Annotated in this window: 15 protein-coding genes; 6 read left to right on the top strand and 9 right to left on the bottom strand. The window is 65.8% G+C overall.

Annotation, left to right across the window (positions count from 1 at the left end):
• Window positions 1–34: 34 nt before the first annotated feature.
• From VH567_RS11090 to VH567_RS11075, 4 genes are read right to left on the bottom strand one after another with little or no spacing between them, the layout of a single operon-like run.
• Complete coding sequence (locus VH567_RS11090; protein ID WP_423326046.1) at window positions 35–442, bottom strand: winged helix DNA-binding protein; 408 nt, start codon at window positions 440–442, stop codon at window positions 35–37.
• A 13-nt stretch (window positions 443–455) separates the two neighbouring features.
• Window positions 456–902: a hypothetical protein gene (locus tag VH567_RS11085; protein WP_423326044.1), complete on the bottom strand. Its 447-nt coding sequence runs from the start codon at window positions 900–902 to the stop codon at window positions 456–458.
• Between the two features lie 40 nt (window positions 903–942).
• On the bottom strand, window positions 943–1,302 hold the full coding sequence (locus VH567_RS11080) for a hypothetical protein (protein ID WP_423326042.1): 360 nt from the start codon (window positions 1,300–1,302) through the stop codon (window positions 943–945).
• 32 nt (window positions 1,303–1,334) lie between these two features.
• Window positions 1,335–1,823: a LuxR C-terminal-related transcriptional regulator gene (locus tag VH567_RS11075; protein ID WP_423326040.1), complete on the bottom strand. Its 489-nt coding sequence runs from the start codon at window positions 1,821–1,823 to the stop codon at window positions 1,335–1,337.
• Between the two features lie 353 nt (window positions 1,824–2,176).
• Here VH567_RS11075 and VH567_RS11070 point away from each other — a divergent pair, with 353 nt between their 5' ends.
• From VH567_RS11070 to VH567_RS11055, 4 genes are all read left to right on the top strand, one after another.
• On the top strand, window positions 2,177–3,256 hold the full coding sequence (locus VH567_RS11070; protein ID WP_423326038.1) for an AAA family ATPase: 1,080 nt from the start codon (window positions 2,177–2,179) through the stop codon (window positions 3,254–3,256).
• Window positions 3,201–5,744 carry a S8 family peptidase gene (locus VH567_RS11065; RefSeq protein WP_423326036.1) on the top strand — a complete coding sequence of 848 codons (2,544 nt, stop codon included), beginning with the start codon at window positions 3,201–3,203 and terminating at the stop codon, window positions 5,742–5,744. The genes VH567_RS11070 and VH567_RS11065 overlap by 56 nt, the downstream gene beginning before the upstream one ends.
• Window positions 5,741–6,640: a hypothetical protein gene (locus VH567_RS11060; protein WP_423326034.1), complete on the top strand. Its 900-nt coding sequence runs from the start codon at window positions 5,741–5,743 to the stop codon at window positions 6,638–6,640. The genes VH567_RS11065 and VH567_RS11060 overlap by 4 nt, the downstream gene beginning before the upstream one ends.
• 282 nt (window positions 6,641–6,922) lie before the next feature.
• A complete protein-coding gene (locus VH567_RS11055) occupies window positions 6,923–7,777 on the top strand; it encodes a hypothetical protein (protein ID WP_423326032.1) in 855 nt (284 codons plus the stop codon).
• Window positions 7,778–8,299: 522 nt separating this feature from the next.
• Here VH567_RS11055 and VH567_RS11050 read toward each other — a convergent pair.
• From VH567_RS11050 to VH567_RS11030, 5 genes are all read right to left on the bottom strand, one after another.
• On the bottom strand, window positions 8,300–9,367 hold the full coding sequence (locus VH567_RS11050) for a 5-(carboxyamino)imidazole ribonucleotide synthase (RefSeq protein ID WP_423326030.1): 1,068 nt from the start codon (window positions 9,365–9,367) through the stop codon (window positions 8,300–8,302).
• Window positions 9,368–9,392: 25 nt separating this feature from the next.
• Window positions 9,393–9,848, bottom strand: coding sequence for a 5-(carboxyamino)imidazole ribonucleotide mutase (gene purE, locus VH567_RS11045; protein ID WP_423326536.1), 456 nt, complete (start codon window positions 9,846–9,848; stop codon window positions 9,393–9,395).
• A gap of 268 nt (window positions 9,849–10,116) precedes the next feature.
• Window positions 10,117–10,803: a 2,3-diphosphoglycerate-dependent phosphoglycerate mutase gene (gene gpmA, locus VH567_RS11040; RefSeq protein WP_423326028.1), complete on the bottom strand. Its 687-nt coding sequence runs from the start codon at window positions 10,801–10,803 to the stop codon at window positions 10,117–10,119.
• A 47-nt stretch (window positions 10,804–10,850) separates the two neighbouring features.
• Entirely contained in the window at window positions 10,851–11,987 is a 1,137-nt protein-coding gene (locus VH567_RS11035) for a M14 family metallopeptidase (RefSeq protein ID WP_423326026.1), read from the bottom strand.
• Complete coding sequence (locus VH567_RS11030) at window positions 11,984–12,610, bottom strand: DUF4136 domain-containing protein (RefSeq protein ID WP_423326024.1); 627 nt, start codon at window positions 12,608–12,610, stop codon at window positions 11,984–11,986. Before VH567_RS11030 ends, VH567_RS11035 begins: the two co-directional genes overlap by 4 nt.
• Before the next feature lie 157 nt (window positions 12,611–12,767).
• On the opposite strand from VH567_RS11030, the gene ykgO reads away from it, so the two are divergent.
• Both ykgO and VH567_RS11020 read left to right on the top strand, forming a co-directional pair.
• Entirely contained in the window at window positions 12,768–12,893 is a 126-nt protein-coding gene (ykgO, locus tag VH567_RS11025) for a type B 50S ribosomal protein L36 (RefSeq protein WP_003046794.1), read from the top strand.
• Between the two features lie 4 nt (window positions 12,894–12,897).
• Window positions 12,898–13,512, top strand: a complete 615-nt coding sequence (locus VH567_RS11020; protein ID WP_423326534.1) for an HAD family hydrolase — start codon at window positions 12,898–12,900, stop codon at window positions 13,510–13,512.
• The last annotated feature ends 106 nt before the right edge of the window (window positions 13,513–13,618 follow it).

The raw sequence follows: 13,618 nt of genomic DNA, 5'->3' as shown, positions 1-13,618 counted from the left end.
TCGGAGCCCGTCCACGAAGCAGGTGGAGACCGCCTCACCGACCGCCCCGATCGTCGAGCCAGCGGACGTATCCCCCGACCTCTGCCCAACCATGCGGCGTCACGGTCAGAAACATACGACGTCCGTCCTCCGCGTCCGCTCGTCTCGATATCAGACCTTCGGTCTCAAGCAGGCGGATGTACCGCAGCGCGGTGGTATGCGGCACGCGAGAGGCGGCACAGGCCGACGTGATCGAAGTCCGGGCGGCCTTCAGCTCTGCACCGAGCAGGTCGATGAGGATGTCCCATGCGGGATCGCTGAACAGCTTCGACCGATTCGCGAAGCGTCGGTTCCTCTCGTGCCGTGCATCGATCATGCGGACCAGGACCTCACGCTGCCTGAGCGTGAAGCCGGCGGCCCCGCGCGTTCCGTCGCCGGGTTCGATCGTCGAACGACCATGCATCTTCAGACACCTTCTATTCTGGCAGGGCCCATGACCGGTCGCATCCCATCGCCTTCATGCGACCGACGTGGCGCCACGTTCCGACGGCCAGGATGATCTGCACCGGCCAGCTCCAGATCGCGATCAGCAGCGCATAGGCCACGCGTATCGTATCCGGCGCCACGAGCTTCACGAAATGGGCTCCGACCGCATCGAGCTGCAACGCCGCGACCAGGAGGGGCCACGCCCGGTCCGCACGGACCGCGACGACCATCAGCATCGCCAGCAGTACAGCATAGACCGCGAAGACGTTCAGTTCGAGCCCGTGGAAGCGGGCGGGAAGAGGCGTCCAGCTGAGAACCGTCGCGACGTATGCCGACAGCAGACCCGCTGCGACGACGCGCTCCGGCGCACCACCCCGCCACAACGCATATCCCGAAGTGACGAGAAGGAGCGTGGCGAAGGCGTACACTCGGAGCATGGACGCAGCCTACAGTCGGGATCTGCGGCAGGCTACCGCCTCAGGCCGCGACCGCCTTCGGGATGCTGACGATCTCCGCGCTGGTGAAGGGGTTGTCGGTCGGCGGACAGGGCGAACTGTCGCCGTACATGCGCTCGAGGCCCATCGAACGGATCACCTCGGGCGTGGTCAGATGCGCTTCGCGCATCAGATCGCGAGCGTGCTGCTGCGCCTTGATCGCTTCGAACATCTTGCCGATCATCTCGACGCCGGTCGTCACCGACAGGCGGTTGTCGACGCGGGCGCGGAGCAGGGCCGCGTAGCAGTCGGCGGCATCCGCCGCGGCCAGATCGTTCGAGGTCTCGGCGGATTGGAACAACGGGGCTACCGTCGCGACGGCGGACATACGATTCTTCAGCATGACGATCCTCCACCGCGGCTGCGAAGGCGCGGCTAGCGTTTGTAGGGCTCGTCGGAGATGTCCACCCGGTACTTGGTCAGCAGTCGGGCGACCAGATCGGTCGTTCCGACGAGCGCACCACCCAGCACCACTATCCCGATCGCGAGGCCGACGACTATTCCTAGACGCTGCAGCGCGGACAGGCGGTATCGATTCCCCCCGACGACGGCCTCGGATGCGACGATCTCCGGCTCGACCTCCTGCTCCACCGCAACCGATCCGACTTCGACCCCGAACGGTCTGGATACAGACCGTTCGGGGTCCTCCGCCTCGTTGAGCAGCCGGGCGGCCTGCATCGACCGCGACACGCCGAGGATCCGCCTGGCGTCCCTGAGATGCTCGTTGACGGTATGAGGCGAGAGCCCGAGCTCGATGGCTATCTCCTTCGCCTCGAGATTCGCGTAGACGAGCCGAAGACACTGCTTCTGACGATCGTTCAGCAGGACGGTGGGATCGACATCGGACACGCGGCTCAGTTGCATCAGATCCCGATGCTTTTCCAGCCACGACGGAACCGGCCTACGGCGACCGTCGCGCAAGGATGGTCGTGTCGGCCGTACGCCCGTGTCCCGTCGCGGTTCCCGATCGATCGGAACGCGTCGCTCCGGCGCATGCTTCGCGAACCGCCCCCGACGAGCCGGACGGTCAGCGCGTTGGCCCGTTACCGCTGGCAACCCGACGACCGAACGGGTATCGTGGATCAACCGGCGGAACATCGGCGTCCAAGGCGCTCTTGCGGAGGCCGAGACGATCGTACAACGTTCCGTCCTGAAGTGCGGCATCCGCCGCGGCCGCATTCGCGAGTTGGCCATCATGTGGCAAGGAAACGAAATCAATGAGCAAGGGACAGTCGGTTCGCCGCCTGAATTCCGCCGGCGAGGCAGAGGCCGGAACTCTGCGCGACACGTTCACGGCCCTCATACAGGAGGCGCACAATCAACGGACGCATCGTGCGTTCGCGCGGCCTCCAGCCGAGGCCGCGGAGGCCTCGAAGCGCTTGATGATCGGGGGGGGCATGCTGCCCGAGGCTCTGCAGCCGCTTCTTCGTGAGACCATACCGCGGCGTCGTCTGAACGAGATCGTCCTGCAGAAGGCCACGCGCAACGAAGTCCGCGAGTTCGTCGCGGAGACGGCGGATGCGGCGCTGCTGCGGTCCCACTCGCTCGAACCCAGGCACACCATCATCCTCGTCGGCCCGCCCGGGACCGGCAAGACGACCCTCGCCGAAGCCGTCGCCACGGAACTCGCCCTTCCCTTCCTGACCGTCCGGTACGAGGGGCTGGTCGGAAGCTATCTCGGCGAGACGGCGTCCAGGCTTCAGCAGATCGTGGACTACGTTTCACGGACACCCTGCGTGCTGTTCTTCGACGAGTTCGACAGTGTCGGCAAGGAGCGTGCCGATCAGCACGAGACCGGAGAGATCAAGCGCGTAGTCAGTTCGCTGCTGCTGCACATGGACGCTCTGCCGAGCCATTGCGTCGTCGTGTGCGCGACGAACCATCCCGAACTCCTCGACCGTGCCGTATGGCGCCGCTTCGAGATGCGCATCGAACTTCCGAGACCCGGCGCGGCGGAACTGCGGGAGTGGTACATCCGCATGGACAGGGATCTGGGTGGACTCGACGTGTCGGCTCAGGACTTCATCAAGATGTTCCTGGGCGAAACCTTCTCGGAAATCGAGGCAGTTGTCCTCGACGCCAAGCGCAGAATGATCCTATCCCGTGGCAAGAAGACGCCGTCCGGAGCCTTCAAGGAGGCGATCGCCGGGTGGGAGCGTCGTCGCGCCGTAGGGGGGACGTCAGAACTTGGCTCAAGGTCCAATCGTCAGAATAAACCGAGAGCCGGCAAGGCGGACAAGGATGCCGGGGCTTCGAGCGCACTTCCCCCGGACGATCTCCTATCAGGATCAGGCTGAACGCCTCGGCGGCACCTTCGCCGGTCTGCAGGCCAGCGTCGAGAGGATCCTCGGCGGCGCGGACCTGACCGCCTCCCCCGCCGAGGCGAGCCCCGACCGCGCTCTGGTCTTCGAGGTCATCGGGCCGGTGGCGGATTTCGTACGGACGGCGCGCGGTTCCGGCCTGGAGTGGCTCGGAGAGGACTACGGCCCGACGGACGAGGACGACGACGAGGACCCGCAGGACGCCGATGCGGATCCGGACGGCGAGACGCCGCTGTACGTCACCATGCCCACCCTCGCCGGCCTGCAGAAGGTCCTCTCGCTCTGGCGCCGGTTCAGCTCCGGAGAGGCCCGCAGCGCGGAGACGACCGCATGGTGGAGGCTCTTCGGCTATCTGCGGGACGTCCGACCGTGGTCGGCGAAGGATCGCGTCGATGCGAACCTGCAGGGGTACGTCGAACGCATGCTCGAACGCCATCCGGAGCGTCCTGTCCGCCTCGAGCTCGATCTCTGGTTCCGTGCGGACGCCGGACTGCGGTCCCAGGCGCGATCCTACATCGATGCGCTGATGGCATCGGTAGACGGCAGGGTGCTGGACTTCCAGACCATCGAGCCGATCCACTACCAAGCGGCACTCGTCGAACTGCCCGGTGCCCGGGCGCGGACGCTCGCGGGACTGGAGGGACCGCTCGCCGACGCCAACAAGGTCATGCGCATCCGCCCGCAGTCGTTCTACGTCGCCGACACGCGCGAAGTCTCGGACCAGACGGGTCCGTCGCCGACCGCTCCCCTGCCCGGGTCCGAACGGTCCGCGGTGGCCTGTCTCCTGGACGGCTATCCCGTCGAGAACCACGAACTGCTCTCGGGCCGCGTGGCCGTGAAGGAGGTCGACGTGGCCGGGGGCGCGGTACCGGTCGCGCGACGCTTCCACGGGACGGCGATGGCTTCGCTGATCGTCCACGGGGATCTGGAACTGGGGGAGCTTCCGATCGACCGGATGCTGACCGCGATCCCGATCCTCGCCGCCCCTCAGAACCTCGCACACGAATGCACGCCGCCAGACGAGCTGCCGATCGCCATCGTCTACCGGGCGCTCCTCGCGCTGGTGGCCGCGCGGACCGATGCCGATGATCCCGCCCGACGGGTCGTCGTCGTCAACCATTCCGTATGCGACGGCGAAGCGCCCTTCGCCCGCCGACCCAGCTTCTGGGCGAAGCTGCTGGATCACATGGCCCACGAGCACAGGCTGCTGTTCGTGATCAGCGCGGGCAACACGCGCGATGCGTTCGATCTGGACACCTACGCGAGTTCGTCCGCGTTCGATCAGGCCGACGCCGTGGAGCGACAGATAGTCCTGCTGAGAAGCATCGAGACCGCGAAGGGGACCCGCGTCATGCTGAGCCCCGCGGAGTCCCTGAACGCGCTGACCGTCGGAGCGGTACACGCTGACGGATCGTCGGGTTGCCCGACGGGCATGACGGACCCGTTCGACGCCATCGGCGTGTCGAACCTTGGTTCGAGCGTCGGTCTCGGCATCAACAGGGCCATCAAGCCGGATCTGGTCGAGCACGGTGGGCGACAGCTGGTGCGCAGCAGCACGTCGGGCGGGAAGGTCTCAGCCTGGGGCTTCGAGCATCCCGACGTCGGGCAGAAGGTCGCGATGCCGGATCCGAACCGCGGCGTGGTCGATCGCGTCGGACGCTCGACCGGCACGAGCAACGCCGCAGCGCTCGTCACCCGCGCCGCGATCCGGCTCGCCGACGTCGTCGAGGAGCTGTACGCGGAGAACGGCGACGATTGGGAGACCGCGGAGACGAGAGCGGTGGTCCTGAAGGCGCTGCTCGCGCACGGATGCGGATGGGGCCCGACGGGCGAACTGCTCGACGAGACCTATGCCGGCGGCTGGCAGCGCCGCCGCGAAGCGATCTCCCGGTTCCTCGGGTACGGGAAGCCCGACCACGACAGGGTGCTGAGCGCCGACGGCAGCCGCATCACGCTCCTCGCGGACGACCTCATCGAGCCCGACACGCTGCACGAGTACAGGATTCCCGTGCCGCGGGGCATGCTGAACAATCGGGAGCTCCGTCGCATGACGATGACGCTCGCCTGGAGCAGTCCGATCGATCCCATCTCGCAGCGGTATCGCGGCGTGCTGGTCGAGCTCGTCGACGAGGGCGGCAAGCGCAAGTTCTGGGACGGACTGAAGGCGCCGAAGGGCGTCCTGCAGCCCGCCGTCATGGCGAGCCGCCGGGGAACGCTGCAGCACATCGTCCTGCAGGACAAGAAGCTCATGAAGACGGCGGCCGACGGCGGAATATTCGTCGGCGTGCAGGCTCGTTCCGACATCGCCGAGTTCGCCAGGTCAAGCGTGCCGTACGCGATGGCGTTGACGATCGAACTCGCGCAGTCGGTGCGCCAGGACGTCTTCGCGGACGTCGAGGCGCGCATCCGCCAGAAACGCATCGTCACGCGCGAACGCGTGCCTACCCGAGTGAGGAACCGATGAGCTCAGACCAAGACGACGCCCTCGGCCTGCAGCCGATCAGGACGGTCATCGAGCATCTCCGCGACATCGGGGACGACGACGCGGCGGACTATCTCGCCTTTCCCGCCCCCGGCGGACAGATGTTCGGAACGAACTGGGGCGATCAGTCCTGGGGACACAGCGGCATGATCCTGGGATTCATCACTCCCGAGGAGGGGGACCTGCCGGGCGCGATACACAACGCCTCGACGCTCGAGCCCGATCCGGCGCTGAAGGGCACGAGGATCAAGATCTCCCTCGATCGGCTCTACGTCCACAACTATCCCGGACGCGGCACCCACAAGATCCTGCTCGAGTTCACCGGCAAGAACCAGATCCCCGGTGATACCGAGGAGCTGCGGTTCGCGATCACGACGGAGGCCAGGGACCGGTCGAGCGCCCCCGTCAGCGGCACGCCGATCTTCCTCGGCGCATCGGTCGGCAACAACGGCATCTCGTTCGAGGGCAAGGCGATAAACGTGGCGAGTGCCGATGACGAGGTCCTGCTCTCGGCCCTCGGCGACGGAGCCTTCAAGGAGGGCCTCTCGCTCCTGACCACGGCTCAGCCGGCGCTCAAGCCGTTCGTCGGCCTGGCCAAGAGCGTCGTGACGGCGGTGCTGAAGCGCAGCCAGAACAAGACGGTCTACAACTTCCGTCTCGGCCTGGACTTCGCCACGAGTCAGACCGCGGCCAAGCTGCGGCACGGTTCGTTCGTCGTGATCCAGGGCGACGAGGCGTCGTGGTCATGGAACGACGTTCGATGGAACGCCGGATCGCAGCAGATCGTACGCCACTACGACAACCTGCCGATCGAGCTGAACTACATGATCTTCCGGGTGTCGCCGTACGATCAGGATGATCCCAGGAAGTCCGTGTAGCCCACGACGGACCGGTCCGGAGGCCCCGGTGACCAGGGGCAACATGACGCTCCCGATCATCGACATCGATGCCGTCATGGTCGGATACTGGTGGACGATCTCGGCTGGGGGGCGGTCAAGCACAGAAGGCCTGGCTTGCCTCAGGACGAATGCATCTCCTCGGTACGACGCCGAGGGCACGACGCGTGATCGACCGCGAGGATCGGACTGATTGCAGAGGGCCTACGCTCCGAGACCATCGCGGGACTTGCGGCACGCCGAGGAATGGCCGAGGCTTGTCACATGGCGACGATCGAATGGTGGGACGACGGGTCGAAGACTTCGGCCTGGGCGATGAAGATGCTGCCGATCCTGGTCCGGCAGGCAGGAAGTCAGCAGCCGTTGACCTACGGAGCAATGGCGACCGAGGTGGGAATGCTCCATCACCGACCAGTCCAGCGCGCGGCCGGCCGCATCGCGTATGCGCTCGAGGAGATCTCGAGCATGCGCGGCTGGCGGCGGCGCCCTCCTCCGAAGCTTCAGTCCTTGATCATCAACAAGGCGACGGGCCTGCCCGGGCACGGCGTGAACGGGTTCATGAGCCGCCAGTACCAGCAGGCGAGAACCAGGCAGCAGCGCGCTGCCGCCCTTCGGACCGCTCATGCGGAGGTGTATGCCTATCCGCACTGGTCCGACGTCATGCATCTCCTGGGCGTCGAGTCGACACTGCAGGACCTTCAGGACCTGACCCAGGAGGCCACCGACGCACGCGGGCATGGCGGCGAGGGTCCCCATCACAAGTCTCTCAAGGCATACGTTGCGGCGAACCCGATCATCGTGGGCCTGCCGCAAGCGCACGCCGTAGGCGACGAGGAACATCGGCTTCCTTCCGGCGACCAGATCGACGTACTGTTCATGGGGGCGGGTGGCGCCCTCGCAGTGGAAGTGAAACCCCACACCTCCGGCCGCGACGACATCGCAAGAGGGGTATATCAGTGCTTGAAGTACCGCGCAGTGCTCGAGGCGAAGTCTTCGATCAGCAGTGACCCGTACGTCGTCTCGGTCATGCTCGTTCTCGGTGGAACCGTACCCCACGAAGCTCTCCAACTTGCGAACGCTTTCGGCATACCGATAAGGAATGGGATCGTTCCAGGGTGAACTAAGTGCCGTTTCGCATCGCTATCGGAACGACGTCATCTGACATTCCCGGCTAGCTCAGCATCACGTGAACCCCAGCGTCGATATCGACCCCGGCACTTCGTGGTTTGACGCGGAAAAGTCGCGAGGGCCGGAACCCGCGGTTCAAAAACGTCTGCGGAACGCTGACAATAATCGACATTCAGCAGCCATGTAGCTCGGCGTCTGACACCTTCATCAGCCCACCGAGCCCAAACCTCTGGTTCGTACACGCTCACTAATCAGCGGGATAAAGGCAAAGTGGGTTACATCCATTAGGTTGCAATTCGCTTGTCCCCTTCTTGACGAGGGGCAAACCAAGGTAGCGCCCACATCTCGTTCGTGCTGAGTAGAGACCGAGTAGCTGCGCCAGCAGCGTATCGAGGGCTCGTATCGAAGCATGAGTTCCGCGCGCCAACCTGTCCTTCGATACGCCGCCTTCGGCGACTACTCGACGGCTACTCAGGACGACCGGGAGGGGACTGGGACGCCGTTGAGTTCAGCCTAGCGACGAATCCGCGTGACGTGGCCCATCTTCCGCCCCGGTCGCGGGGTGCCCTTGCCATACAGGTGCAGGTGCGCGCCGGGCTCGCCAAGCAGCTCCGCCCAGCGGTCCGCGTCGTCGCCGATCAGGTTTTCCATCGTCGCCTCACGCCCGGTAAGCGTCGTCGCACCCAGCGGCAGGCCACAGATCGCGCGGATGTGGTTTTCGAACTGCGAGCACTCGGCGCCCTCGATCGTCCAGTGCCCGGAATTGTGCACGCGCGGTGCCATCTCGTTGAACACCGGGCCATCCGCACCGACGAAGAATTCGCACGCCAGCACGCCGACATAGTCGAGTTCGGCCGCGATGCGCCCGGCCAGCGCCGCAGCCTCGTCGGCCTGCGCCAATACTGCAGCGGGTGCGGGGACGGTCGAGTGGCGGAGGATCGCGTCGCGGTGGACGTTGAGTGGCGAATCATAGCGGGCGATGCCGCCGTCGAGGCCGCGGGCGATCAGGATCGAGAACTCGTGCTCGAAGGGTACGAACGCTTCGAGCACCGCGGGGCCGCCGATCGTGTCCCAGGCGGCCTGCGCTGCGGCGGAGGTGTCGATCTTGACCTGCCCCTTGCCGTCATAGCCGAAGCGCGCGGTCTTGAGGATGGCGGGGGTGCCGATCGCCTTCAGGCCCGCCTGCAGGCTTTCGAGGCTGTCGACCGCTGCCCACGGTGCCGGACGGCCGCCGACGCTCTCCACGAAGCGTTTTTCGCCGATCCGTTCCTGCGCGACACGGAGTGCGCGGTGGCTCGGGTGGACGGGGACGCGCTCGGCTAGCCATTCGACCGGGTCGACGTCGATGTTCTCGAACTCATAGGTCACGACGTCGCACGCATCCGCGAAATCGGCGAGAACGATGCGGTTGTGATAGTCGGCGCGCGTCATGGTCGAGGCGGACTGCGCGGCGACGCTCTCCTGGTCGGGGGCGAGGACGTGCGTATGATAGCCGAGCTGTGCCGCGGCGGTGGCGAGCATGCGGCCGAGCTGGCCTCCGCCGAGGATGCCAATGGTCGATCCGGGGGGAAGCGGCGTCATGTCAACGTCTTTCAGGCTATCGTCTTCAGGCGGGGTCGGTGGCGACGGCGTCGGTTTGCGCGGCACGCCATGCCTTCAGGCGTTCGGCCAGCGCATCGTCGGACGTCGCGAGGATCGCCGCGGCGAGCAGCCCCGCGTTGATCGCACCGGGCTTGCCGATCGCCAGCGTACCGACCGGGATACCGCCGGGCATCTGGACGATCGAGAGCAGGCTATCCATGCCCTTCAGCGCCTTCGATTCGACTGGGACGCCGAGTACGGGGAGGTGCGTCATCGATGCGGCCATGCCGGGCAGATGCGCCGCGCCGCCTGCGCCTGCGATTACCACTTTCAAGCCGCGATCGGCCGCCGTGGTCGCATAGTCGTAGAGGCGTTGCGGGGTTCGGTGCGCGGAGATGACCTTGGTCTCGTACGCGACGTCGAGCGCGTCGAGCGTCTCGGCAGCGTGGCGCATTGTCTCCCAATCGGAGGTGCTGCCCATGATGATGCCGACTAGAGCCACGATCGCCCCCCTGATTCAAGGAGCGCCGTGCCTAGCGACGTGGGGGGGATAGGGCAATGTTGTTGGTGGGTGGCCACCAACAAGGGCACCCTACCCTCTCACAGCGGCACCACCCCGGCGGAGGCCGGGGTCCAGTTGGGAGAGGGTGCCTACGAGGGACGGCGCTCCGTTATTGCCACCTTTCCAACTGGGCCCCGGCCTTCGCCGGGGTGGTGTGACTTGCTGATAGGTGCGCTCTCCGGGAAGGTCAGCGCTCGCTTAGGTAGTACCGGTCGGTCGCGTTCAGGTTTGCATCCAGTTCGTACACGATAGGCTGGCCGGTCGGGATCTCGAGGCCGGTGATCTCGTCGTCGGGGATGTTCGACAGGTGCTTGACCAGCGCGCGGAGCGAGTTGCCGTGGGCGGAGATCAGGATGCGCTGGCCGTCCTTCAGCGCCGGGGCGATCCGCTCGTCCCAATACGGGAGGACGCGGGCGATGGTGTCCTTGAGGCTCTCCGTCCTGGGGATCGCAATGCCGTCGTAACGGCGGTCCTTCGAGAGGTCGAACTCGCTGCCATCCTCCAGCACGGGGGGCGGGATGTCGAAGCTGCGGCGCCAGATGTGGACCTGCTCGGCGCCGTGCTTCGCCGCGGTCTCGGCCTTGTCGAGCCCCGTCAGGCCGCCGTAATGCCGCTCGTTGAGGCGCCAGTCCTTCTCGACCGGTAGCCAGAGACGGCCCATCGCTTCGAGCGCGATGTTGAGCGTCTTGATCGCCCGCGTCTGGAGACTGACGAAGGTCTGGTCGAAATCGAGGCCCTTGGCGGCCATCAGTTCGCCCGCGGCCTTTGCCTCGGCCTCGCCCTTGGCGGTCATGTCGACGTCCCACCAGCCGGTGAAGCGGTTCTCTAGGTTCCAGGTGGACTGGCCGTGGCGGATCAGGACTAGGGTCGGCATTGGTTCTCCATGATTTACCCCTCTCCCAGCGGGAGGGCGATCTTAAGTCAGATTTCGTCGATCATACCGGCGAGCGTTTCTAGCATGGCATGCGCGAGTTGTTTGGAGCGCTCGGGCGACCAGCCGAACGCGGGATCGGCGTTGGCGTCGTGATCCTTGAACGGCATCTCCAGCGTCATCGACACCGCGCCGAAGCGCTCGGCGACCTGGTTGGTCGACATCGACAGGTTCGCAAATCCGGGAGCGGACTTGGGATAGCCCTTCTCGGTCTGGAAATCGGGCGTGTGCGCGGCAAGGCGACGACCGTATTCGTAGAATTTCTCGCCGTGTGCGTCGGTCCAGGACGGGATGCCTTCAAAGCCTGCGATGAAGTTCGCGGGGATCGCCTCGTCGCCGTGGATGTCCATCGCGACGTCGACGCCGGTCAGGTCCATCGCGTTGCGGACGCACAGGACCTCGGGGCTCTTCTCCGGCGTCGGCGTGTGCCATTCGCGGTTGAGGTTCACCCCCACGGCATTGGTGCGCAGATGACCCCGGCGCGTCCCGTCCGGGTTCATGTTGGGGACGACGTTGAAGGTCGCCTTCGCCAGCAGCGCGGCGGTGATCGGATCGGCCCGATCGGTCAGCCGCTCCAGCGCGCCTTCCATCCACCACTCGGTCATCGATTCGCCAGGATGCTGGCGCCCGTAGATCCAGACCTGCTTCGGACCCGAGCCGATCGTGAAGCAATCGATCGCCTGACCGTCGAGCGACTGGCCGAGTTCGCGGTGCGCGACGCCCGGCAGCAACGCAGTGCGTGCCACCAGCGCCTCGTGCATCTCCATCGTGTACGGTGCGAAATACGCGAACCAGGCGAGATCGGTGTCCGCGGTGAACGCGAATTCGAGCACGCCGTCGATATACCGCGTCTCGATCATCCGCCACGCCTGCCGATCAGTGCTGGCGCGCGTCTTGTAGCCCGGCCAGCCGAACGGATAGGCGGACTTGCCCGCGTTGAGGATGCGGTAGGTCAGCGTCCGGCCCACGGCCCCCGCCACCCGGAAATAAAACCATTGGAAGAAGTCGGACTGGAAGTCGGTGACGATTTCCAGGTCGATTCGATCTCCCTCGATGGCGACGACACGAATGTTACCGCCATCGAAGGCTGCGTTAATGGTGACGGGGCTCATGGTCTGTACGTTCATTTCACCTGGATAGTGCGACCGGACTCGCCGGGGAAGCCTGCGAAGAGCGCGCGTGCGAGCTTTCCGGCCTGGATATCGGTCGTCGCGTCTTCCTTGCGAGCGTCGGCGAACGACTGGGCGCGGCCTTCCCAGACCGGCGACTGGTCGGCGCTGCGCTTGATCGTCACCGACAGCTCGGACACCAGGATCGCGGTGCTGCCGCCGCCGCCGATCGGGAAGCCAACCCCGCCGCCGAGCCCGACGCCACCACCACCGCCGCGACGACCACCGCCGCCGCTGAAGCCGCCGCCACCGATGCCGATGCTGATCGGCGACTGCTTCGGGGGTCCTGCCTGCGTGGTGCGGGTGAAGCCGACGGTCGCGATCAGCAGCGGCTTTGCGCCCGGCGCCGGCACGCTGTAGCCAGCCTGGAGCAGCTGGCCCTGCACGGCGGCGGCGTAGGTCTTGAACTCGATGCTGGCCGGGCCGCCGGCGGTCAGCGGCTGGACCGCGATGGTGCCGCGATCGATCGGCTCGCCCAGATGATAGCGTAGCACTTCCGTGGGCGGCAGCGACGGGCCGGTCGCGCACGCGGTGAGGGATGCGCCTGCCAGCGCCAGAACCAGGATCGAACGAACCGCCATCGGGACTTCCTTAGAATGTTGCGCTATAGTAACGCTCCGACCAGCCGAGTGGGTTCCCGGATGGTAGGAGCGTGTCCGTTGCTTGACTTGGACACACCCCGCCATTAGGCGATCCCGTCTTTCCGCACACCTAGATTTGAAAAGAAGCGAATCGATCATGAAGATCCGCAATTCCCTGAAGTCGCTCAAGGATCGTCACCGCGATAACCGCGTGATCCGTCGTCGTGGCCGTACCTACGTCATCAACAAGACCAACCGTCGCTTCAAGGCACGCCAGGGCTAAAGCCCTGATCACCGCCGTCATTTTTGACGTCGGTCGTGTCCTGTACGACTGGGATCCGCGGATCCTGTACGAGCGCCTGATCGATGACGATCGGGCGCTCGACGCGTTCCTGCGCGACGTCGTGACGATCGACTGGCATTTCCAGCATGACGCTGGCCGCGACTTCGCCGACACCTCGGCGGAGCTGGCCGCGCTGTATCCGCAGCACGCCGGCTTGATCGCCGCCTGGGGGCCGCGATTCAACGAGAGCATCGGCGCGGGTATCGCAGGCATGCACGAGATCGCCGAAGAGCTCGACGCGGCTGGCATACCGCTGTTCGCGATCACGAACTTCAGCCACGAGTTCTGGCCACCCTTTCGTGCGCGAGAAGCACGGCTGTTCGACCGGTTCCGCGATATCGTCGTGTCGGGCGAGGAGAAGATGGTGAAGCCGGACGCGGCGATCTACCGGCTGGCGCTGGCGCGATTCGGGCTGGCGGCGCAGGACGTGGTGTTCGTTGACGACAGCGCCGCGAACGTCGCGGGCGCGCAGGCGTTGGGGATCGAATCGGTGCTGTTCACGGATGCGGCGGATTTCCGCGCGCGGTTGGTCGAGCTGGGGCTTCCGATCGCCGCGTAGCTCCCGTCACTCCGGACCTGTTCGGCGGATATACCTCTTCGACATGTAGGACCTGTCATCCCCGCGGAGGCGGGGACCCATATGCTCAGGCGTCGACGATTTCCTC

The organism is Sphingomonas sp. 4RDLI-65 (assembly GCF_049472435.1).
GTDB lineage: Bacteria > Pseudomonadota > Alphaproteobacteria > Sphingomonadales > Sphingomonadaceae > Sphingomonas.
The sequence above is the reverse complement of the archived record's forward strand: the minus strand, read 5'-3'. Positions and strand labels throughout refer to the sequence as shown.

Excerpts from the sequence above, each read along its gene's own strand:
- VH567_RS11090 (WP_423326046.1), bottom strand. The coding sequence starts at position 442 with ATGCATGGTCGTTCGACGATCGAACCCGGCGACGGAACGCGCGGGGCC.
- VH567_RS11085 (WP_423326044.1), bottom strand. The coding sequence starts at position 902 with ATGCTCCGAGTGTACGCCTTCGCCACGCTCCTTCTCGTCACTTCGGGA.
- VH567_RS11080 (WP_423326042.1), bottom strand. The coding sequence starts at position 1,302 with ATGCTGAAGAATCGTATGTCCGCCGTCGCGACGGTAGCCCCGTTGTTC.
- VH567_RS11075 (WP_423326040.1), bottom strand. The coding sequence starts at position 1,823 with ATGCAACTGAGCCGCGTGTCCGATGTCGATCCCACCGTCCTGCTGAAC.
- VH567_RS11070 (WP_423326038.1), top strand. The coding sequence starts at position 2,177 with ATGAGCAAGGGACAGTCGGTTCGCCGCCTGAATTCCGCCGGCGAGGCA.
- VH567_RS11065 (WP_423326036.1), top strand. The coding sequence starts at position 3,201 with ATGCCGGGGCTTCGAGCGCACTTCCCCCGGACGATCTCCTATCAGGAT.
- VH567_RS11060 (WP_423326034.1), top strand. The coding sequence starts at position 5,741 with ATGAGCTCAGACCAAGACGACGCCCTCGGCCTGCAGCCGATCAGGACG.
- VH567_RS11055 (WP_423326032.1), top strand. The coding sequence starts at position 6,923 with ATGGCGACGATCGAATGGTGGGACGACGGGTCGAAGACTTCGGCCTGG.
- VH567_RS11050 (WP_423326030.1), bottom strand. The coding sequence starts at position 9,367 with ATGACGCCGCTTCCCCCCGGATCGACCATTGGCATCCTCGGCGGAGGC.
- purE (WP_423326536.1), bottom strand. The coding sequence starts at position 9,848 with ATGGGCAGCACCTCCGATTGGGAGACAATGCGCCACGCTGCCGAGACG.
- gpmA (WP_423326028.1), bottom strand. The coding sequence starts at position 10,803 with ATGCCGACCCTAGTCCTGATCCGCCACGGCCAGTCCACCTGGAACCTA.
- VH567_RS11035 (WP_423326026.1), bottom strand. The coding sequence starts at position 11,987 with ATGAACGTACAGACCATGAGCCCCGTCACCATTAACGCAGCCTTCGAT.
- VH567_RS11030 (WP_423326024.1), bottom strand. The coding sequence starts at position 12,610 with ATGGCGGTTCGTTCGATCCTGGTTCTGGCGCTGGCAGGCGCATCCCTC.
- ykgO (WP_003046794.1), top strand. The coding sequence starts at position 12,768 with ATGAAGATCCGCAATTCCCTGAAGTCGCTCAAGGATCGTCACCGCGAT.